This is a genomic window from Streptomyces sp. NPDC056480 (assembly GCF_042795405.1).
Taxonomy (GTDB): domain Bacteria; phylum Actinomycetota; class Actinomycetes; order Streptomycetales; family Streptomycetaceae; genus Streptomyces.
On sequence record NZ_JBHTSA010000140.1, the window covers coordinates 1 to 20,206 of the forward strand.

At 73.2% G+C, this 20,206-nt stretch carries 15 protein-coding genes; 8 read left to right on the forward strand and 7 right to left on the reverse strand.

The annotated features are described in order from the left end of the window. Nucleotides 1-404 precede the first annotated feature (404 nt). Nucleotides 405-959 carry a winged helix-turn-helix domain-containing protein gene (locus ACFQ79_RS35585; protein ID WP_383591136.1) on the forward strand — a complete coding sequence of 185 codons (555 nt, stop codon included), beginning with the start codon at nucleotides 405-407 and terminating at the stop codon, nucleotides 957-959. A 19-nt stretch (nucleotides 960-978) separates the two neighbouring features. Here ACFQ79_RS35585 and ACFQ79_RS35590 read toward each other — a convergent pair whose 3' ends face one another. Further along, on the reverse strand, nucleotides 979-2,442 hold the full coding sequence (locus tag ACFQ79_RS35590) for a PepSY-associated TM helix domain-containing protein (RefSeq protein WP_383591139.1): 1,464 nt from the start codon (nucleotides 2,440-2,442) through the stop codon (nucleotides 979-981). A gap of 51 nt (nucleotides 2,443-2,493) precedes the next feature. Continuing rightward, a complete protein-coding gene (locus ACFQ79_RS35595; protein WP_383591142.1) occupies nucleotides 2,494-3,114 on the reverse strand; it encodes a hypothetical protein in 621 nt (206 codons plus the stop codon). A 245-nt stretch (nucleotides 3,115-3,359) separates the two neighbouring features. On the opposite strand from ACFQ79_RS35595, the gene ACFQ79_RS35600 reads away from it, so the two are divergent. The 5 genes from ACFQ79_RS35600 to ACFQ79_RS35620 all read left to right on the forward strand — a co-directional run bounded on the left by ACFQ79_RS35600 (nucleotide 3,360) and on the right by ACFQ79_RS35620 (nucleotide 9,747). Further along, nucleotides 3,360-4,361, forward strand: a complete 1,002-nt coding sequence (locus ACFQ79_RS35600) for an NAD-dependent epimerase/dehydratase family protein (protein WP_383591145.1) — start codon at nucleotides 3,360-3,362, stop codon at nucleotides 4,359-4,361. Nucleotides 4,362-4,551: 190 nt separating this feature from the next. After that, nucleotides 4,552-5,352: a tyrosine-protein phosphatase gene (locus ACFQ79_RS35605; protein WP_383591147.1), complete on the forward strand. Its 801-nt coding sequence runs from the start codon at nucleotides 4,552-4,554 to the stop codon at nucleotides 5,350-5,352. Between the two features lie 126 nt (nucleotides 5,353-5,478). Next, nucleotides 5,479-7,659 (forward strand): hypothetical protein, encoded by a 2,181-nt coding sequence (locus ACFQ79_RS35610; protein WP_383591150.1) that lies wholly within the window; start codon nucleotides 5,479-5,481, stop codon nucleotides 7,657-7,659. Between the two features lie 136 nt (nucleotides 7,660-7,795). Then, nucleotides 7,796-8,680 (forward strand): metal-dependent hydrolase, encoded by an 885-nt coding sequence (locus ACFQ79_RS35615; RefSeq protein ID WP_383591153.1) that lies wholly within the window; start codon nucleotides 7,796-7,798, stop codon nucleotides 8,678-8,680. Continuing rightward, entirely contained in the window at nucleotides 8,680-9,747 is a 1,068-nt protein-coding gene (locus ACFQ79_RS35620; RefSeq protein WP_383591156.1) for a PDR/VanB family oxidoreductase, read from the forward strand. The genes ACFQ79_RS35615 and ACFQ79_RS35620 overlap by 1 nt, the downstream gene beginning before the upstream one ends. Before the next feature lie 32 nt (nucleotides 9,748-9,779). On the opposite strand, the gene ACFQ79_RS35625 is transcribed toward ACFQ79_RS35620, so the two are convergent. Then, nucleotides 9,780-10,268, reverse strand: a complete 489-nt coding sequence (locus ACFQ79_RS35625) for a hypothetical protein (RefSeq protein ID WP_383591159.1) — start codon at nucleotides 10,266-10,268, stop codon at nucleotides 9,780-9,782. Nucleotides 10,269-10,305: 37 nt separating this feature from the next. Between ACFQ79_RS35625 and ACFQ79_RS35630 the strand changes: the two genes are divergently transcribed. Then, entirely contained in the window at nucleotides 10,306-11,040 is a 735-nt protein-coding gene (locus ACFQ79_RS35630) for a TetR/AcrR family transcriptional regulator (protein ID WP_383591161.1), read from the forward strand. Here ACFQ79_RS35630 and ACFQ79_RS35635 read toward each other — a convergent pair. Further along, nucleotides 11,025-11,357 carry a 5-carboxymethyl-2-hydroxymuconate Delta-isomerase gene (locus ACFQ79_RS35635; RefSeq protein WP_383591164.1) on the reverse strand — a complete coding sequence of 111 codons (333 nt, stop codon included), beginning with the start codon at nucleotides 11,355-11,357 and terminating at the stop codon, nucleotides 11,025-11,027. The two genes, ACFQ79_RS35630 and ACFQ79_RS35635, sit on opposite strands and share 16 nt — an antisense overlap. Before the next feature lie 64 nt (nucleotides 11,358-11,421). On the opposite strand from ACFQ79_RS35635, the gene ACFQ79_RS35640 reads away from it, so the two are divergent. Continuing rightward, nucleotides 11,422-11,940: a GNAT family N-acetyltransferase gene (locus ACFQ79_RS35640; RefSeq protein ID WP_383591167.1), complete on the forward strand. Its 519-nt coding sequence runs from the start codon at nucleotides 11,422-11,424 to the stop codon at nucleotides 11,938-11,940. Here the strand turns inward: ACFQ79_RS35640 and pulA are convergent. The 3 genes from pulA to ACFQ79_RS35655 form a co-directional block, all read right to left on the reverse strand. Further along, nucleotides 11,927-17,227, reverse strand: coding sequence for a pullulanase-type alpha-1,6-glucosidase (gene pulA, locus ACFQ79_RS35645; protein ID WP_383591169.1), 5,301 nt, complete (start codon nucleotides 17,225-17,227; stop codon nucleotides 11,927-11,929). The two genes, ACFQ79_RS35640 and pulA, sit on opposite strands and share 14 nt — an antisense overlap. A gap of 86 nt (nucleotides 17,228-17,313) precedes the next feature. Then, nucleotides 17,314-19,032 (reverse strand): carbohydrate-binding module family 20 domain-containing protein, encoded by a 1,719-nt coding sequence (locus ACFQ79_RS35650; protein ID WP_383591172.1) that lies wholly within the window; start codon nucleotides 19,030-19,032, stop codon nucleotides 17,314-17,316. Between the two features lie 122 nt (nucleotides 19,033-19,154). Continuing rightward, the coding region (locus tag ACFQ79_RS35655; protein WP_383591175.1) for a LacI family DNA-binding transcriptional regulator at nucleotides 19,155-20,206 on the reverse strand (1,052 nt) is incomplete at its 5' end.

Consider the following 20,206-nt stretch of genomic DNA (forward strand, 5'->3'; position numbering starts at 1 on the left):
CGCCCACCGTTCCCGGTGGGCGCCTCTCGGCGTTCGTGCCGGGCTCGTCCCGGTGCGGAGCGGGGCTCCTCCCGGCGTCCGGATCCGGGCGGCTCTCCCGGCATGTGGGAAGGACGACACGGGGTTTGGCCGACGAAGGGGTCGTCGGGGGCATTCCCTTCTGGTTCAATAGGGATATGGCCATCACACAGAACGACACCGCGACGGGTCGTCACGACCTCGAGCCGTTCTGGCCTTCCCGGCAGCACCACGACTTCGACCGGGTGTGTTGCCGCGCGAGGAACGCGTCGGCCCTCTAAAGCCCTGATCGGTACGGTCCGATCCACGGCCTTCGGCCGACGCGCACGACGTATGACGTACGACTCCTGTCCGTCCGTTCCTCCGCGCGAAAGAGCTGACTTCCCATGGCCCAGACCGCTCACAGCACCCCCACCGCCGTTCGTCCCGGCCGTCATCGACTGCGCGCCGTCGATCCCAACGAGGTCGTCGACTTCGCGCAGGTCGCCGACTTCCTGCCGCCCGGCGCCACCCTGCTGCCCGCTCCCCCGCACACCCTGCCGACGCTGCCGGGCCGGCCGCCGATGGTCGGGTACCTCGTGCTCGTACCGGCCGATCAGCAGCCGCGGCTGCCCGTCGCGGCTCCCGCGGTCGCGCCCGTCGCCGCCGCGGTGGAGGACCAGGGGCCGGTGGCCATCGACGGCGTCCAGCGGATCGCCGTCGTGGACGGGCAGGCGCTCGACCTGACGTATCTCGAGTTCGAGTTGCTCGCCCATCTGGTGGCGCACCCCCACCGGGTCCACACCCGCGACCAGTTGGTCACCACCGTGTGGGGGTACGGCCACGTCGGCGACGGACGTACCGTCGACGTGCACGTGGCCCGGCTGCGGCGGAAGCTGGGCGCCGAGCACCGCCACACGATCCAGACCGTGCGGCGGGTCGGCTACAAGTACACGCCCTGACCGGGCGGTTCGGGCTCGGTCAGCTTGCCCGCGCCCTGCTCCTCGCCCTGGACACCAGTCCCAGGGCGAGGTCCACGGTCAGGAACAGCAGCAGGCTGAGACCGAGCAGCGGGACGAACCACCCCACGACGGCCGTCACCGCGAGCAGCGGGAGCAGCATCGTCACCGGAACCTTCCGCCAGGCACCGCGGGCCGCCGGGCGGCCCGGGCGGCGCAGCCACCACATGCGGTAGCCCCACAGGATCAGCAGGATCAGGGCGAGTGCCAGGACCGCGAGGGCCAGCTGGTTGAACAGGCCGAGGAAGACGCCCATGTGCGCGTCGATGCCTATCCGGGTGAGCTTCGCGAGGAGCGGGTAGTCGGCGAAGCGGAGCCGGTCGATGACCTCGCCGTCCGCCGGGTTCACCGCCACCGAGTCCAGCTGGAGCGGGAACTGCGCGTCCGTCTCCTTGACCACGTACCCCTTGCCCTCGCTCGGCAGGATCACCGAGATCCTCGGGCTGTCGATGCCGGCCGCGCGGGCCGTCTCCAGCGCCTTGTCGAGGCCGATGTCGGGGCCCTGGGCGGTGGTGCCGCCGGTGTGGCCGCCGCCGTGGCCCTCGTGTTCCGAGGAGCCGCCAGCAGCGCCGCCGACGGTCGCCGTGAGCGTGGGGGTGGCGCCGCCGAGGCCGTCCTGGACGACACCGATGTTCTCGCCCGCGTACTTCGACCAGGTCAGGCCCGTCGCCGACAGCAGGACGAGTCCGGTGACCGCCCACAGGCCGACCGAGCCGTGCCAGGACAGCGTGCGGCGGCGCGAGGCCGGGCCGCCCTCCGGTACGAACAGGGCGCGGCGGTTCTTACGGCGCCGGCCGAGCCAGAGCAGGAGACCGCCGAGGGCGATGACCCAGAGCCAGCTCGCCGCCAGTTCGCTGTAGTTGCGGCCGAACTCCCCGAGGTGCAGGTCGCGGTGCAGACCGTCGATCCAGGTGCGCAGCGGGAGGGCGCCGGAGCTGCCGTAGCTGGGCAGCTGCCCGCGCACGTCCCCGGTGTACGGGTCCACGAAGACGGCCAGCGAGGTGTCCTCGGGGACGTCCGGGTCGGCCATCAGGACGCGGGTGGTCGCGCCGGGTTCGGCGCCGGGCCAGACGGCGGTGACGGTGCCGTTCGGGTTGACCTTGCGGGCGATGTTCACCTGCTGGGAGAGCGGCAGGGTCGTCTCGCCGACGGGGACCTCCAGCTCGTGCGCGTACACGACCTTCTCGGCCTGGTAGGAGAGCGCGTAGAGCAGACCGCTCGCGGCGGCCACGAGGAGGAACGGGGCGATGAGCACGCCCGCGTAGAAGTGGAGGCGCAGCACGAGGGGGCGGAGGGCGCTCCAGGTTCCCGCCTTCTGCGGGGTGCCGGGGGTGGCAGGGGTGGAGGGGGTGGCGGGGGTGGAGGGGGTGCGGTCCGACGGTGGCGCCTCGGGCGTTTCCGGGCGTGCGGGATCGTCGATGGTCATCGCTGTGACTGTCCTTGGAGTCGGTGCAGACAGGGGGAAGGGACCCCCGGGTCAGGCGTGTGCTCCGAGGGTCGTGGCGCGGGGTACGGACAGCCGGGGCGGGCCGCGCCGGGACAGGGTGTGGGCGAGGACGACGGTGTGGGGGTGGTGGGCGCTCCGCCGGGCCCGCCGGACGGAGTGCCGCGGCGCGTCGGGGACCCGCACGCGTGCGAAGAGCAGGCGCAGGGGGGTGAAGGCGTACGCGAGGGCGGCTCGGGCCAGCGTGAAGAACGCGGCCTCGCCGTGCGCGAGCCAGAGGCCGCAGAGGAGCGCGGCGAGGAGGTGGGCGGCGAGCATGCCGGTGCTCATGTCCAGGAACATCGCGGCGGCGGCGCTCATGTCGTGCGGGCCGGCCATGCCGGCCGCGCCGTCGGCGCCCGCCGTCCCGTGCATCGCGTGCACCGCGTGCATGCCGTGCGCGGTCATGCCGTGCGGGGCCGTCGCCGGGTGACCGGTGTCCCCCGCCAGTGAACCGGCCAGGGAGAAGAGCAGGTGCAGCGCGCCCTGGAGGACGAACAGCGCGCCCGCGATCGTCGGGGCGCCCCGGCGCCGCCCCGCGGCGGCCCACGCGGCGGCGGCCGTGACGGTGAAGGCACCGAGCAGAGCGAGCGCCGGAAGCTGATGCGCAGACATGGACGAATGCCCCACGGCGGCCAAGGTCACGCACACCACCGCGAAAAGGGCGGCTCTCACTGCGCGCAGGGGCGACCGGGCATTCGTCATCGCCCGTCATGGTGCCACCCCGCCCCGTGGGCGCACGAGACCCCCCTCCCGAAGCGATGACGTTCCTCCCGGACCCGTGACCTTCCTCCCTCGGCGGAATCCTCCGGCAGCGAAAAGCCCTGGTCCCGCGCCGTGCCTCGGGGGACGCTCCGATCATGAAACTGTTGATGCTCGGAGGTACGGAGTTCGTCGGCCGCGCGGTCGTCGAGGCGGCGCTCGCCCGGGGCTGGGAGGTGACCGTCTTCCATCGCGGCCGGCACGCGGCACCGGCGGGGGTCACCTCGCTCATCGGCGACCGCACGACCGGCCCCGACGGTCTCGCCGCGCTCGCCACGGGCTCCTGGGACGCCGTCGTGGACACCTGGTCGGCGGCGCCGTCCGCGGTGCGGGACGTGGCGCGGCTGCTCGCCGACCGGGTCGGGCGGTACGCGTACGTGTCGAGCCGTTCGGTGTACGCGTGGCCTGCCGCGGCCGGGCTCGACGAGGACGGCCCGCTGGTGGAGGGTTCGGCGGACGACGGGGACGTGCCGTACGCCGAGGCCAAGCGGGGCGGCGAGCTCGCCGCCACCGCGGCGTTCGGCGCGGACCGGACGCTGCTCGTCCGCGCGGGCCTCATCCTCGGCCCGTACGAGAACGTGGGCCGGCTCCCCTGGTGGCTGGGCCGGATCGCGCACGGCGGCCCGGTCCTCGCCCCCGGGCCCGCCGCCCTCTCGGTCCAGTACGTCGACGTCCGCGACCTCGCCGAGTGGACGCTCGACGCGGTGGCCGCGGGGCTCTCGGGACCGTTCAACCTGGTCTCCCCGCCCGGGCACGTGACGATGGGCGATCTGCTCGACGCGTGCGTACGGGTCACCGGCTCCGGCGCCGAACTCCGCTGGACCGCGCCGGAAGCGCTGGTCAAGGCGGGGGTGGCGCCGTGGTCGGAGCTGCCCGTGTGGCTGCCGCCGGGCGAGATGTACGACGCGATGCACGCGGCCGACGTCTCCCGCGCGCTCGCGGCGGGGCTGCGCTGCCGGTCGGCGGCGGAGACGGTCGCGGACACGTGGGCGTGGCTGGAGTCGGTCGGCGGCACGGCACCCCAGCGCCCGGACCGGCCGCAGGTCGGCCTCTCCCCCGAGCGCGAGGCGGAGGTGCTGGCGGCGCTCGCGGAGGGGTGAGGCGGGGCGCGGAGGGGTGAGGCGGGGCGGAGGGCCGGGGCAGGGACCGGGGCGGGGACCGAAGGGGGAGCCGAAGGGGGAGCCGGGGGCGGTCGCCCGAAACGGCTGGAACTGCTCGTATCGGGTTGATCCACTACGGTCGACACGAACGCGCACGTACCGGAGGACACGTACCGGAGGAGTCGACGTCATGCCCGCCATTCCCGCCACCTCCGTCGCCAACCTCCGTGACCTGGGCGGTCTGCCGCTCGCCGCCGGGCGGGCCGTCCGTCCGGGTCTCGTCCTGCGTTCCGCCCAGCTCGACCGGCTCGACCCGGCCGAACCGGTCGTGGCCGCGCTGGGCATCCGTACGGTCGTCGACCTCCGTACGGAGACCGAGCGCGCCGACCGGCCCGACCGGCTCCCCTCCGGTGCCCGGGGCCTCGTCGCGGACGTGCTCGCCGACCATCTGGCCACCAGCGGGCTGCCGCCCGCCGCCCGCCTCAAGGCGCTGCTCACCGACCCGGCGCTCGCCGAGGAGCACCTCGGCGGGGGCCAGGTCCGGGCGGCCTTCGCCCGGACGTACCGGACCTTCGTCTCCGGCGCGTCCGCCCGCGCGGCCTACGGCACCCTCCTCACCGAGCTGGGCGCACCGGACGCGGGTCCGCTGCTCTTCCACTGTTCGGCGGGGAAGGACCGGACGGGGTGGGCGGCGACGGTCGTCCTGTCGCTGCTCGGCGCGGACGAGGAGACCGTGCGGGAGGAGTACCTGTCGGTCAACACGGCCGTACGGCAGGCGTTCGCGCCGATGATCGAGGGGTTCACGGCCCAGGGCGGCGACCCCGATCTCGCGCTCGACCTGATCGGGGTCCTGCCGCAGTACCTGGACGCGGCGCTCGACGAAGTGGCGGTCCGGCACGGGTCGGTGGAGCGGTACGTACGCGAGGGTCTCGGGGTCCCGGACGAGGTGACGGAGCGGATCCGTGAGCGGCTGACGGTCCGCACGGGGTGAGCCCGCGGGGAGCCGGACGGGGCGTCGGCCACGGAGCCGGCCGCGACGTCGGCCGCGGAGCCGGCCGTGGAGTCTCCGTCCGGGCCACCGGGGTGACCATCGGAAGAATCGCTCGTTCTGCTGAACGTGAGCACCAAGGATCTCGTTCCCTCGCCCGTGGGCCCCGTCGACGTCGAGCAGGCCGAGGCCGCGCTCGTCGAGCGCTATCCGCGTCTCGTCCGCATCGCCTACCTGGTGCTGCCGCCGTCGCTCGGCCGCAACCGCCGGGTGCTGACCGCGCACGCGCTCGTCCAGCGTTCGCTGCCGCGCCGCCGGGTCGCGGGTCCGGCCGTGCCGGAGCCGCGGCTCGCCGAGGACGCGGTCGATCCCGGGTACGCGTACGTACGGGGTGAGGTGCTGAGGCAGGCGCTCGTCGCGGGGCTGCCGCTGCGGCGCCTCGCGCTGCCGCGCCGGGCGCAGTTCCCGCCGCTGCTGCCGCACGTGTGGGGGCTGCGGTTGTTCCCCCGGGTGGGGGGCGCGGACGAACTCGCCCTGGACCAGCGGCTGTCCCGGCTCTCCGGGCCGGGCCGTGCGGCGTACGTCCTGCGGGGCCTGGAGCGCCAGGGCGACGCGGAGGTCCTGCGGGTGCTGGCGGCGGCGGGGGTGGCGGATCCGACGTCGGCGCTGGCGGAGGCGGACGCGCTGGAGGACGGGCCGGAGACCCCGGACGAGGGACCGGACGGGGGACCGGACGGGACGCGTCCCCCGGCGGGGGGCGGGGCCGGTGCCGGTTCCGCGGGCACGGGCCCGTACGGCCGCAGCGACCGCGTGGGCGAACAGCCCGGCCCCGGCCGGGGCGCAGCCGGAGGCACCCGCGGCGACCGGCCGGGGCCCGACGGTCCCACAGGTCCCGCCGGCCGTGACGCCGCCCCCGCGGCCGGCAAGCGCCCCCCTGCCGTCCCCCCGGGCCGGCGCCGCAGTGGTGTCGCCCTGCTCGAGTCCGACGAGTTCGACCCCTGTGCGCTGCAGGCGCGGCCCACCGACCTGTTGCGGCGACGGCAGCACGCGCGGGCCGGGATCGTCGCCGTCGCCGCGTTGCTCGTGTGCGGGGCGCTGCTCGGGCTCCCCGGGGACGGGTGGGGCAGAAACGGTGCTGCCGCGCCCTCGTACGCCCGTAATCCCGCCGCCGAGGCCGCTCTCGACCCCGGGGCCCTCAAGCGGGTCGGCCCGGCCGTCTGGCCCGCTTCCACCCGGCAGGACTTCTCGGTGTGGCCCGCGCGCGGCGCGCTCGCCGGGGACCGCGCGCTGCTGCGGCGGGCGCTCGCCGTGTGGGCGCGGCCGGGCGCGTCCGTACGGTCCTCCGCCACGCCCGGGACGCCGGTCGGGCCGCCCATGGGGCCGCCCCAGCTGCTCTTCGCCGGGGTGGTCGACGGGGCCCGCGTGGTGCTCCTCCACGACGGGCTGCGGGCCGTGCGGTACGCGGAGCCCGTCGGGGGGACGGCCGGCGCCGCGCTCGACTTCGCGCGGACCGACGGGGCCGACGCCGTCGGCTCGGCCGCGCTCGTGCTGTCCCGCGCGGCCGGCAACGTCCGTTATCTGACGGCCCCTTGGGTGAAGGAGACCGCGGTACGGGATCTCCTCGCGCCCGGCGAGGACGCGCGGCCGCTGGGGCGCGACGCCGGCGGGGTGACCGAGCCGATGACGAGTCCCGCGCTCGCGAAGGGCTGCACCCGCTGGAACACCCTTCAGGTGCGGGACGGTTCCGGGCTCCGGATGCTCGCCGACCTCGGGGAGCTCGCCCCCGCCCGGCTGCTCTGGGGGCCGCCCGCCGCTCCCGCCGACGTCACGGATCCCGAGGCGCGCGAGGCGTGGGCGCGGACCGCGTGTCAGCTCGCGGCGGTGCGGGCGCACGGCGTGCGGTCCGTGAACGCCTGGCGGTTCGCCCGGCAGCCCCTGCCCGAGGGCGCCGGGCGCGGCACCTGGCTGTGCACCCGCGCGGAGACCTGGCGGGGCACGGGCAGCCGGGTCCTCGCCCAGTTCCTGGTCCCGTCGCCCACCGTGCCCGCCGCGCTCGCGGCGCGTTCCGAGGGGTCGCCCGCCTGCGGTGTGCGCGACCCCCGGGTGCTGGCCGGGGTGCTCTGGCAGGCGCCCGGCGGCGGCTGGTACGTGCTGGCCGCCGGGAGTCCGGACTTCACCGCTCTGGAGACGTCCGGCGGGGTGAAGGGCCGGTCCGACGGACCCCTGCTGGCCGTGCGGGCCGCGGCGGGGGCCCGCGCCGACCTCGACGGCACCCTGCCGGACGGGACGCGGGTGAGCGCGCTGCGGTGATGTCCGCGCCGGGTGGGGGGTGGCGCGGACGCCCCTCCCCTGGCGGAACGGGGCTGCGGGCCGCCCCTCCCCCGCCGGGCAGAAAGAGCGTGCACACCTCTGTTGCCACCGCGCTACCCCTCAGTACATTGACGCCATGTCTAATACGCAGCCTGCACCGGTGGCGTCGGAGCACATCGAGCTCAAGGCCCGAAAGGTCTCCTTCGACTGGGAGGAGACTCCGCTCCACTGGGTACCCGGCGATCCCTTCACCACGCACACCATCAACGTGCTGCATCTGCTGCTCCCGGCCGGCGAGCGCTGGTTCGTGCACGTCTACAAGCAGGCGCTGCCGTACATCACCGACGACCGGCTGCGCGCGGACGTCATCGGTTTCATCGGCCAGGAGGCCGTCCACTCCCAGGCCCACGACGACGTCCTGCCCCACCTCCGGGAGCAGGGCCTCGACCCGACCCCGTACACCGCGCAGGTCGACTGGTTCTTCGAGAAGCTCCTCGGGGACCGGACCCTGCCGCCGGGCCGGCCGCGCCGCTGGTGGCTGATGGAGCGGGTCGCGATGATCGCCGCGATCGAGCACTACACCGCCTTCCTCGGCAACTGGGTGCTGAACGCCGACGCACTCGACCGGGTCGGCGCCGACCCCACCATGCTCGACCTGCTGCGCTGGCACGGAGCGGAGGAGGTCGAGCACCGCTCGGTCGCCTTCGAGCTGTTCATGCACCTCGACGGGGGCTACCGGCGTCGCGCCCGCACCTGGGCGCTCGCGTTCTCCGCTCTCGTCTTCCTCTGGCAGCGGGGCGTCCGCTTCTTCATGGAGAACGACCCCACCCTCCTCGACGGCAAGGCCTCCTTCGGCCAGTTCGTCCGCAAGGGCCGGCAGGGCGTGCTGCCCTCCACCCCGGACATGCTGCGCTCGATACCCCGCTACCTGAGCCGCGCCTACCACCCCTCGCAGGAGGGGGACACCGCGCAGGCGATGGCCTACCTGGCCTCCTCCCCCGGCGCCAACGGAGGCCACTGATGCCCCGGTTCACCACCGTCGCCCTCGTCGCCGGAGCCGCGCTGCTGGTCCGCCGCGCCGTCCGCAGCCGGATGACGACCGCCCCGCTGTGGCCCATGCCCGCCCTCGACGAGCCCGTGTCCGGACACGGCCGGGGCAGCACCGTCCCCCGCAAGGCCCTCGTCACCTCGCGCGCCGCACGGGCCGACGGGGTCGTCGAACTGCGCCTGGAGGGACGCGGACTGCCCGCCTGGCAGCCCGGCGCACACATCGACCTCGTACTGCCCTCCGGGCTCGTCCGGCAGTACTCGCTCTGCGGCGACCCGGCCGACCCCACCGCGTACACCGTCGCGACCCGGCTGATCGAGGCCGGGCAGGGCGGCCGGGGCGGCTCGCGCGAGGTCCACGAGCAGCTCCACGAGGGCGTCGAGATCGAGATCCGGGGCCCGCGCAACCGCTTCCCGCTCGTCGACTCCCCCGCGTACGTCTTCGTCGCCGGCGGCATCGGCATCACGCCGGTCCTGCCGATGCTGCGCGCCGCCGAGGCGGCCGGGGCGGACTGGCGGCTCCTGTACTGCGGGCGCAGCCGTGCCACCATGCCGTACCTGGCGGAGGTCGAGTCCCTCGGCCGCGCCGGGGACCGGGTGACCGTCGTCGCGGAGGACGAGTCCGGCTACCCCGACCTGGGCTTCCTCGCCCACGTACCGGCCGGGACGCCCGTCTACTGCTGCGGTCCCGACGGACTCATGGACGCCGTGACGGCTGCCATGCCGGAGGGCGGGACCCCGCGCCTCGAACGCTTCTCGGCCGCCGCGACGACCGGCGGCACGGCCTTCGAGGTCGAGCTGCGCCGCTCCGGACGTACCGTGCGGGTGGCGGCGGACCAGTCGGTCCTCGCGGCGGTCCGCGAAGAGGTCCCGGGCCTCATGTACTCCTGCCGACAGGGCTTCTGCGGCACCTGCCGGCAGCGGGTCCTGGAGGGCGAGATCGACCACCGGGACGAGCTGCTCACCGAAGCCGAGCGGGACGACTCGATGCTGATCTGCGTCTCGCGCTGCGCGGGAGAGCGGCTCGTCCTCGACCTCTAGGAGTCAGGGGGCGGAGCCGGGGGGGGACACCCCTACGGCAGGACCAGCCAGTCGAGGGCCAGCGCGGCGAGGAGGCCTCCCACCAGGAGCCAGGTACCGAGCCGCGTACGGCCGTTGCGGGAGAGCTCGATCACGATCCCGCAGAGGATCATCGCGAGTCCGTACACCCCGACGACCAGGACGGACGTCCGGCTCGCGAGCCGGATCACCAGGACGACGGCCATCGCGACGAGCAGCACGGAGGCGACGGCGACGCGGATGCGCCGCGCCTGCTTGGGCGTGAGGCCTTCCACGGCGTCTTCGTCGCCGTCGTTGTCGCCTTCGTCGTCGTTGTCGCCGTCGTCTACGTCGTCGTCTACGTCTTCGTCGCCGTCTTCGTCGTCTACGTCCGCGGCGTCCTCGGCGAGTTCGTCGTCCTCGGCGGGGGTCTCCTCGCCTGCGGCGTCGGCCTCTTCGGCCTCGGGGGCCTCCGGGGCCTTGGTGGCCTTGACGGCCGGGGTGTCCTGGTCGGAAGCGCTCATGGGGCAGGAGCGTATCGGACGACGTTAGGCTGTTCGTATGACGACCGGGGTACGCCGCAGGATGGGCGTCGAGGAGCGCAAGCAGCAGCTGATCGGGGTGGCCCTCGAACTCTTCAGCCACCGCTCTCCCGACGAGGTGTCCATCGACGAGATCGCCGCGGCCGCGGGGATCTCGCGGCCGCTGGTCTACCACTACTTCCCCGGCAAGCAGAGCCTCTACGAGGCGGCCCTCCGGCGCGCGGCCGACGAGTTGGCGGCCAGGTTCGTGGAGCCGCCGCAGGGGCCGCTGGGGGCGCGGCTGTTGCGGGTGATGGGCCGGTTCTTCGACTTCGTCGACGACCACGGGCCGGGGTTCGCGGCGCTGATGCGGGGCGGGCCCGCGGTGGGTTCCTCCACGACGAACGCGATGATCGACGAGGTGCGGCACGCCGCGTACGTGCAGATCCTCGCCCACCTCCAGGTCGAGAAGCCCTCGGCCAGGCTCGAGTTGGTCGTGCGTTCCTGGGTGTCGCTCGCCGAGTCGACGGCGCTGATCTGGCTGGACGGCCGCCGGGTGCCGCGCGCCGAGCTGGAGTTGCAGCTCGTGCACGACTTCGGGGCGCTCGCCGCGGTGAGTGCCGCGTACGACGCGGACATGGCGGAGATCCTGGTCGGCATCCTCGCCGACGAGCCGGCCGACGGCCCCTTCGGTGAGCTGGTGGCCCGGCTCGTCGCGCTGGTGCCCCCGGTCCCGCCCGAGGCGTCCTCCGTACCCGATCAGCGCTTGCGGTAGGACGCTTCCAGGTCGCGGATCTCGACCGAGAGGCGGACCCCGTCGGTCGCCTCGAGGTACTCGGGGAGGAGGGCCAGGACCGCCTCCGCGAGGTGCCCCTTGAGCTCGTCCGGGCGGCCCGGCAGCAGCGCGATCTCCACGTGGACGATCGCGTCCTCGGTCGAGCCGTCCCCGACGGCCGTCTCGTCGACCTCGCGGAACCGGGTCTTGCAGGCGTCGAGCGTCGTGTCGACCGTCTTCACGACGAGCGGGTGCAGGGCGAGCGCGAAGCCCCGCCGGTCGAGGGGCGCGGAGTGGTCGACGGTGATCTGCGGCATGGGGCACTCCCGGCCAGAGGGGTAGGGCTGTCGGATGTCCGGCCACAGCCTTACGGTGATCGCCATGACGGCACAAGTGACCTTCCGGCAGGCGGACGCCGGTGACGCGGACCTGTTGGCGGGAATGTACGACGGCGCGGCCCGGTGGATGCTGCGGAGCGGGATCGACCAGTGGAGGCCCGGCGGGAAGAGCGCCGGGCACTTCCGCGAGCGGGTCGCCGCCGGTGAGGTGTGGCTGGCGTCCCACGACGGCCTGGCCGTCGGCGCGTACGAGCTGTGGTGGGAGGACGAGCAGGCCTGGGGTCCGCAGCCGCCGGTCGCCGGGTACGTCCACCGGCTGATGACGGACCGGGCGTCCGCGCCCGCCGGGACCGGGCGGGCGCTGCTCGCGCATGCCGAGGGCCGTGTCGCGGCCGGTGGGCGGGAGGTCGCCCGGCTGGACTGTCTGTCGAACAACCCGCGGCTCCGTACGTACTACGAGGCCGCGGGGTACCGTGCCGTCGGCGAGGAGCCGGGAAAGCTCGCCGCCGACGGCACGCGCTACGGGGTGACCCTGATGGAGCGGGTGATCAGCGCTTCGTGAAGACGGCCACCGTCCGCGCCGGGACCGTGAAGGTGCCCGAACCGGTCTCGTACGAAGCCGACTTCACGACCGCGTCCGCGCCCGCCGCCTGCACCGGGTGCAGGGCGTACGAGGTGCCGGTCAGGCCGGGGACCTGCTGCGTGGCGCTCCGCGTGCTCGCGTTGAAGACCACCACCAGGTCGCCCAGGCGCATCGTGATGACGCCCGGGGTCTCTGCGGGGCCGGAGAGCGGGAAGGACAGGGCGTCCTGCACCCGGTCCGCGGTCGCGAGGGAGAAGGCCGGCTCGGTGGTACGGATCTTCTGGAGGTCGCGGTAGGCGGCGGAGGCGCCGTCGATCTGCGCGCACCCGACGTTCAGGGCCGGGTTCACCAGGAGCGGCTTTCCGTAGCCCCACTTGGCCTTGTTGTCGGGGGCCGGCGGGAGGCCGCGGCCGAAGCCGTTGCCGTCGCCGCAGTCCCAGTGGATGGCGTTGAACCAGTCGCCGCTGTCGTAGGAGTTGCGGTCGAGTGACTTGGAGCGCAGCAGGTCCGAGCCCGCCTGGGAGAGCGCGGGGCCCTGCGAGAGGGTCGCGGTGGCCATGGCGAGGACCTGCATGCGGGCCCGGTCCGCGGCCGGCGTGCCCGCCGGGAGCTTGAAGGCGAGCGCGTCGTACAGGGTCTCGTTGTCGTGGGCGTCGGCGTAGGCGAGGGCCTCGCCGGGGGCGGCGGCGTATCCGGCGGGGGCGCCGTTGTAGTCGACCTGGCTGCCCTTGACCGTACGGCCGGAGGTGTCGGTGAAGGAGTAGTCGGCGAGGTTGCCGGTCAGGCCGACCTTGATGAGGTCCTGGTAGTGGAGGAGCCGGGCCTTCTGCTGCTCCGGGGTGCCGTTGGCGGTGGACGTGTTGGGGTCGGTGAAGAGGCCCGAGGCGAAGCCCTGGACTCCGGGGTCCTCGTCGAAGGGGCCGCCGCCGCGGACGGCGTCGCGGGCCCGGTCGGAGAAGGTCGCGATGCCGGTGCCGGCCATGTTCTTCTGGGTGGCCTGGACGAAGCGGGCGTCGTCGGCGATCTCGCCGAAGTTCCAGCCCTCGCCGTAGAGGATGATCGCCTTGCCGTCGACGCCGTCCTCGGCGACGGTCAGCTCGTCGAGGGCCTTGCGCACGGCGAGGATGTTGGCCTTGGGGTGGTGGCCCATGAGGTCGAAGCGGAAGCCGTCGACCTTGTAGTCCTTGGCCCAGGTGACGAGGGAGTCGACGACGAGCTTGCCCATCATCGCGTTCTCGGGTGCGGTGTTGGCGCAGCAGGTGGAGGTGGCGACGGTGCCGTCGGCCTGGAGGCGCTGGTAGTAGCCGGGGACGATCCGGTCGAGGACGGACTTCTCGGACTGTCCGGCGGCGACGGTGTGGTTGTAGACGACGTCCATGACGGTGCGCAGGCCGTTGCCGTTGAGGGCCTGGACCATCTGCCGGAACTCGACCGTGCGGCGGGTGCCTTCGGGGTCGGTGCTGTAGGAGCCCTCGGGGACGGTGTAGTGCAGCGGGTCGTAGCCCCAGTTGTAGGCGTCCTTCGCCGCGGCGGCGGCCACGCAGGCCTGCTGCTCCTCGGAGTCGGGGGCGTAGACCTTCAGGTCGCAGGCGGGCTCGGTCCGGTCGGACTTCTTCTCGGGGATGGTGCCGATGTCGAAGGCCGGGAGGAGGTGGACGTAGGAGGTGCCGGAGGCGGCGAGCTCGCGCAGGTGCTTCGAGCCCTTGCTCGCCTTGTCCGTGAAGGCGAGGTAGGTGCCGCGGTGGTCGGCCTTCGCCGTGGGGTCCGCGACGGAGAAGTCACGGATGTGGAGTTCCTGGATCTGGGCGTCGCGCAGCGGCACGGCGGCCGGCTTCCTGAGTCCCCGCCAGCCGGCCGGGGCGAGCTTCGGGTCGGTGAGGTCGACGGCGAGGCTGCGGGCGGAGTCGGTGGTGAGGGCGGTGGAGTAGGGGTCGGTGACCTTGTTGGTGACGACCTTCTGGACGGTGGGGGCCCAGACCTTCACCACGTAGCGGTACGGCTTTCCGGTCCAGGACTTCGGGCCGGTGACGGACCAGACGCCGGAGGTGTCGTCGCGCCGCATGGGCAGGGTCCGGCCGTCGAGTTCGAGGGCGACGGACTGGGCGGTGGGGGCCCACACGGAGAGGCCGACCCTGCCGTCGCGGAAGACGGGGCCGAGGGCGGCGCCGGTGGCCTTCTTCGCGTACAGGTCGTCGAGGACTCCGGCGGTCTGTACGCCGGTGGCGGCGAGCAGGGCGCCGTTGGCGGCGCGCTGGGTGGCGATCAGCTGTCCGCGCAGGGAGTCGCGGACGCGCTCGGTGTCGCGCGGGTCGACGGTGAAGGCCGGGTACTCCGCGAGGTGGGGGTACTTCGCCTTCTGGGCGTCGGTGAGGGCGGTCTGGTTCAGCCGGAGCCACTGGCCCTCGGTGTTCAGGGCGCCGTCGGTGACGGTGATCCCGCCGTCCTTCGCGTACACGAGCTGCTGGCTGGTGGCCTCGGTGGCCTTGACCTTCCAGACGACGGTGTTGCGGTCGATCCACTGGGCCTCGGCCTTGCCGAGGTCGAGGTCCGGGGCGCCGCCGACGGTCGGAAGCAGGTACTTGGGCTGTCCGGAGAGCAGCCACACCTCGTGGCCGAGGCTCGCCAGATCGAGGGACTGGTCGGTGGGCAGGTCCTTCTCGTCGCCCTTGTGGAGGATGTACGAGAGGGAGCTCGCGCCCTCGGTGAGCGGGACCTCGTAGACGGCGCCGTAGGCGTCGGTCCGGGTCGGCATGAGGGGCTTGGACCAGTCGGTGGGCTGGGCGGCCCCGGTCCAGGTGTGGAGGCCCCAGCCCTCGTAGTTCCCGTCGGGGCGCTGGTAGTGGAGGACGGCCTTGGTCCTGTCCGGGGTCGCCGGGGCCGGGTCGGTGTCGGACTGGCCGTCGGCGCCCTGGGTGATCCAGACCTCGCCGGTGCGTCCGAGGTCGACGCTGCGCTGCGGGCCGTCGGGGGTGCCGTTCTTCTCGACGGTGTAGGCGACGGTGGACGCGCCTTCGGGGACCTTGACCCAGGCGAAGGCGCCGTGGGCGTCGCGGCCGGTGAAGGCGGCTTCCTGGCCGGCGCCCTTCAGGGTCCAGCCGTCGTAGTTCCCGTCCTCGCGCCGGTAGTGGACGACGGCGTACGTGCGCTCGACGGCGACCGGCTTCTGCGGCGCGGGGGCCTGTCCGGCGGTGCTCGCCGCGGTGGCGCTCGCGGTACGGCCGGCGCTGTCGACGACGACGGCCTTGTAGCGCAGGGCGGTGCCGGCGGGGGCGGTGACGTGCTGGGTGACCTTGTAGGGGGCGTGGTCGGCGGTGCCGAGGGTCTGCCAGCGGCCGTTGCCGGTCTGGGCGGCGAAGACGACGCGGTTGAGGCCGCCGCCGCTGACGTCGGCGGTGAGCTCGACGGTGCCGGTGGCTCCGGCGGCGGGGGCCCTGAGGCTGACGGAGGGCTTCGCGGCGGGGGCCGGGAGGGGCTTGTCGGCCTTGAGGACGAGGGAGGAGAGGGCGGGGACGGTGACTGCGACCTTGCCGTTCACGGCGGTGACCGCGCCCTGGCTTCCGTACAGGGCACGGAGGTTCGCCGAGTCGACGGGGACGGTGACCGTCTTCGCGGTGGTGGCGCTGTTGGTGGCGACGAGGTACTCGGTGCGCGTCTTCGCATCCGTACGGGAGAAGGCGTACACGGAGCCCTCGGCGTACCGTTCCTGCTGGACGCCGTCGCGGAGGGCCGGGTGGTCGCGGGTCAGCTTCGACAGGGCGGCGACGGACCGGTACACCGGGTGGGTCGGGTCGTACGCGTCGGTGGCGTGGGTGCGGTCGGTGCCGAGCTGGTCGTCGTCGAGGTAGTCGGCGGTCTTGGAGGCGAAGAGGGTCTGGCGGGCGTCCTTGTCGCCGCCGGGGCCGGTGAAGCCCTGCTCGTCGCCGTAGTAGATCACCGGGTTGCCGCGGGACAGGAACATCAGCTCGTTGGCGAGGGTGGCCCGGCGGACGAGTTCGCTGTCGGAGGCGTTCGGGTTGTCCTGCTTGAGGAAGCTGCCGATGCGGCCCATGTCGTGGTTGCCGAGGAAGGTCACCTGCTCGTAGGCGTTGGCCTTGTCGGTGGTGTACCGGTAGTCCTCGGCGAAGACCTTGGCGAGGCGGTCGGCTCCGCCGCCCTGGGAGGCGAAGGCGCGGGCGGCGTCCTGGAAGGGGAAGTCGAGGGTGGCGTCGAGCCGGCCCCGGGTGACGTACGGGGAGGTGACGGCGGTGTCGGCGGAGTAGACCTCGCCGAACATGAAGAAGTCCTCGCGGCCCTGCTTCTTCGCGTAGGCGTCGAGGGCGGTGGCCCACTGGGTCCAGAAGTCGAGGTCGACGTGCTTGACGGTGTCGATGCGGAAGCCGTCGATCTTGAAGTCGCGGACCCACTTCTCGTAGATCCGCCGCATGCCGTCGACGACCTCGGGGCGCTCGGTCCACAGGTCGTCGAGGCCGACGAAGTCGCCGTACTCGGCGGACTCGCCGACCCAGGTGGAGTCGCCCCGGTTGTGGTACATCGTGGGGTCGTTGAGCCAGGCCGGGACCTTGGTGTCCGCCTTCTCCGCGGAGCTCACGGGGGTGTACGGGAAGGAGTCCCGGTCGACCTTGCCGACGGCCTCGCGGTCGTCGAAGGGGCGGCCGTCCCTGTCGAGGTACGGGTGGGCGCCCTTGGGGCGGTAGCCGTACTTCTGCTCGGCGTAGTCGACGGTGTCCGCGGTGTGGTTGGTGATGACGTCGAAGAAGACCTTCATGCCCTTGCGGTGGGCGGCCGCGATCAGCTTCTCCAGGTCCTCGTTCGTCCCGAAGTGCGGGTCGACCTGGGTGAAGTCGGTGATCCAGTAGCCGTGGTAGCCGGCGGAGGCGTCCTTCCCCTCCCCCTGCACGGGCCGGTTCTTGAAGATCGGCGCCATCCAGATGGCGGTGGTGCCGAGGCCCTTGATGTAGTCGAGGCGCTCCGTGAGGCCCTTGAGGTCGCCGCCCTGGTAGAAGCCCTTGTCGGTGGGGTCGAAGCCGGTCTGCGTCCGGCTGCCGGTGAGACCGCCCCGGTCGTTGGAGGCGTCGCCGTTGGCGAAGCGGTCGGGCAGGACGAAGTAGAACTGCTCGCGGGTGAGGTCCTGGCGGGCGGGCTCGGCCGCGAGCGCCCGGTCGGAGGGCGGGGCCGGGGGCCTGGGCGCGGCGGCCGCGGGGACGGCGGGCACGAGGGCGGCGCACAGGGCGGCGGCCAGTGCGACCGCCGTTCTCTTGCGTGTCACGGGGGTGCTCCCTGGAGGAGGGACGGGGGTACGGGTACGGGTGGGAGGGCCGCCCTGGTGGGGGCGGCCCTGACGAGGGGGCAGGGTCAGCTGCGGAAGGTGTCGTTCACGACGGCCTGGCCGGAGGCGGGGACGGTCGCGGTGCGGTTCGCGCCGGATTCCCAGGTGACGTTCCCGGCGGCGTCCTTGCGGAGGTACTTGTACTCGAAGGCCGTTCCGGCGGGCAGGCCGACGGTGCGCTTCCAGACGGGGTACGCGGCCGGGTCGAGCTTGAGGGCGGCGGCCGGGGACCAGTTGCCGAGTTCGGCGCGGTTGCCGGTGACGTAGATGTCCTGGCCGGTCACGGTGGTGGCGGTGACGTTGAAGGCCGCGCCCGCGGTGGCGGGCGGGGTCGTCGGCGGGGTCGTCGGGGTCGTTCCCGAGCCGCAGTTCATCGCGTTCACGTGCAGGGCCAGGGCGGTGTTGGTGCCGAGGGTGGCCGTGAACTGGCCGGATCCGTTCACCGTCACGGGCGTGTTCGACTGGACGTCGCAGTAGGTGCCGGCGGGCAGCGAGGTCTGGAAGGTGCGGGTGAGCGCCGAGGTCTCGTGGTTGATGGCCACGTACGCCTTGGTGCCGCGGCCGAACGCGATCGCGTTGTTGCCGTTGTCCCACCAGCCGGTGACGGCCTGGCCGCGTGCGGTGTTGCGGAAGGCGACCATGGAGGAGATCTCGCGCCAGGCGTGCTGGCACTTCCAGCCGTCGGTGTAACAGGCGTTGACCTGGCCGTTGTTGGGCGGGCCCGCGTCCTTGTCGGTCCACTCGTAGCCGGAGTGGACGTCCGGGGCGCCGTAGGGCCAGGCGAGCGCGAAGACGGAGGCGAGGGTGTAGTTCGCGCCGTCCTTGTAGGAGAGGGTGTCGCCGCCGCGCTCGGTGTCGTGGTTGTCGACGAAGACGCCGGACTGGCCGGAGGGCATGTAGCCCCAGGCCTCGCCGAAGTTCTTGAGGTAGGCGAGCTTCTCGTTCTGCAGGACGCGCTTGAGGTCGCGGGCGTAGCGGAACTCCTGGACGTCTCCGCTGCCGAGGTACTCGCTCGGGGAGACGGCCTCGTCGGCGCCGTGGATGGCCTCCAGCTTCCAGTACGCGCCGGGGTTGGTGAGCCGCGACTTGATGTTGGCGAGGTCGGCGGCCGGCATGTGCTTGGCGGCGTCGATCCGGAAGCCGTCGACGCCGAGGGAGAGCAGGTCGTTGAGGTAGCCGGCTATCTTTCCGCGGACGTACTCCTCGCCGGTGTCGAGGTCGGGGAGCTGGACCAGTTCGCAGTTCTGGACGTTGCCCCGGTCCTGGTAGTTGGAGATCGTCGCGCGGCAGTCGTCCATGTCGGAGCCGGAGTACAGGCCCGGGTAGTCGTACTTGGAGAACGGGGTCCCGCCCGTTCCCGTACCGGAGCCGTTCGCCATGTGGTTGATGACGGAGTCGGCGACGACCTTGACGCCGGCCGCGTGGCAGGTGTCGATCATGTTCTTGAAGGCGGTGCGGTCACCGAGGCGTCCGGCGATCTTGTAACTGACGGGCTGGTACGAGGTCCACCACTGGCCGCCCTGGAGGTGTTCCTGGGGCGGGGAGACCTGGACGTATCCGTATCCGGCGGGGCCGAGGCGGTCGGTGCACTCCCGGGCCACCGAGGCGAAGTTCCACTCGAACATCACCGCGGTGACGTCCTTCTCGCCGGGCGGCGCGGCCTGCGCCGGGGCGTTTCCCGTGACGGCCACAGCGGCGGCTCCCGCCACGAGGGCGAGTGCAGCGGCCACGGTTCTGCTGGCCATGATTCCTCCTGCTGACTTCACTGTCGCAAGAAGTTGCCGAAAACTTCAGCAACTGTTTTCAGCCGTGACCGTACGAGTGCCCCGACGCCCGGTCAACCCTCCGGACACCGCAACGCAAGTTGTTACGCAATGACTTGCGGCAGCGCGGCGCGGGCGGGCGGCTGCGCCGTGGAGCCGCGGACCACCAGCTCCGGCTGGAACACGAACTCCGTGCGCTGCACCGGATTCCCCTCGATCTCCTCCAGGAGCGCGCCGACGGCCGCCGTCGCCATGGCCTGGACGGGCTGGCGCACGGTGGACAGCGGGGGGCTGGTGAAGGCGATCAGGGGCGAGTCGTCGAAGCCGACGACGGAGACGTCCCCGGGCACGTCGAGGCCCCGGGCACGGACGGCGCGGATCACGCCGAGCGCCATCAGGTCGGAGCCGCAGACGATGCCGGTGCAGCCCTCGCGGAGCAGGATGTCGGCGGCCGCGTGCCCGCCCTCGACACCGAAGAGCGTGGGTCTGATGAACCGTTCCGCTTCGGCGCGTTCGACGCCGAGGAGCTCGTACAGCTCGGCGGTGAAGCCCTCGGCCTTGCGGCGCGAGGGCACGTACCGGGTGGGGCCGATGGCGAGGCCGATGCGCTCGTGCCCCAGCTCGACCAGGTGCCGCACGGCCATCCGCGCCGCGGCCCGGTCGTCCGGGGAGACGAAGTTGGCGTCGATGTGCTCGTTGTAGCCGTTGATGAGGACGTACGGCACGCCCCGGGCGGTCAGCCGGGCGTAGCGGGCCGGGTCGGCGGAGGCGTCCGCGTGCAGCCCGGAGAGGAAGACGATGCCGGCCACCCCGCGCTCCACGAGCTGCTCGACGAGCTCGTCCTCGGTGGCGCCGCCGGGCATCTGGGTGCAGAGCACCGGGGTGTAGCCGTGTCCGGCCAGGACCTGCTCGACGACCTGCGCGAAGGCCGGGAAGATCGGGTTGGTCAGCTCGGGCACGACGAGCCCGACGAGCCCCGCGCTGCGCCGTTTCAGCCGCACGGGACGCTCGTAGCCGAGCACGTCGAGCGCCGCGAGCACCTTGTGCCGGGTCGCGCCGGCCACCCCCGCCTTGCCGTTGAGGACGCGGCTGACGGTGGCCTCGCTGACCCCGGACTGGGCCGCGATGTCCGCGAGCCGCGGGGCGCCGTTTCCGG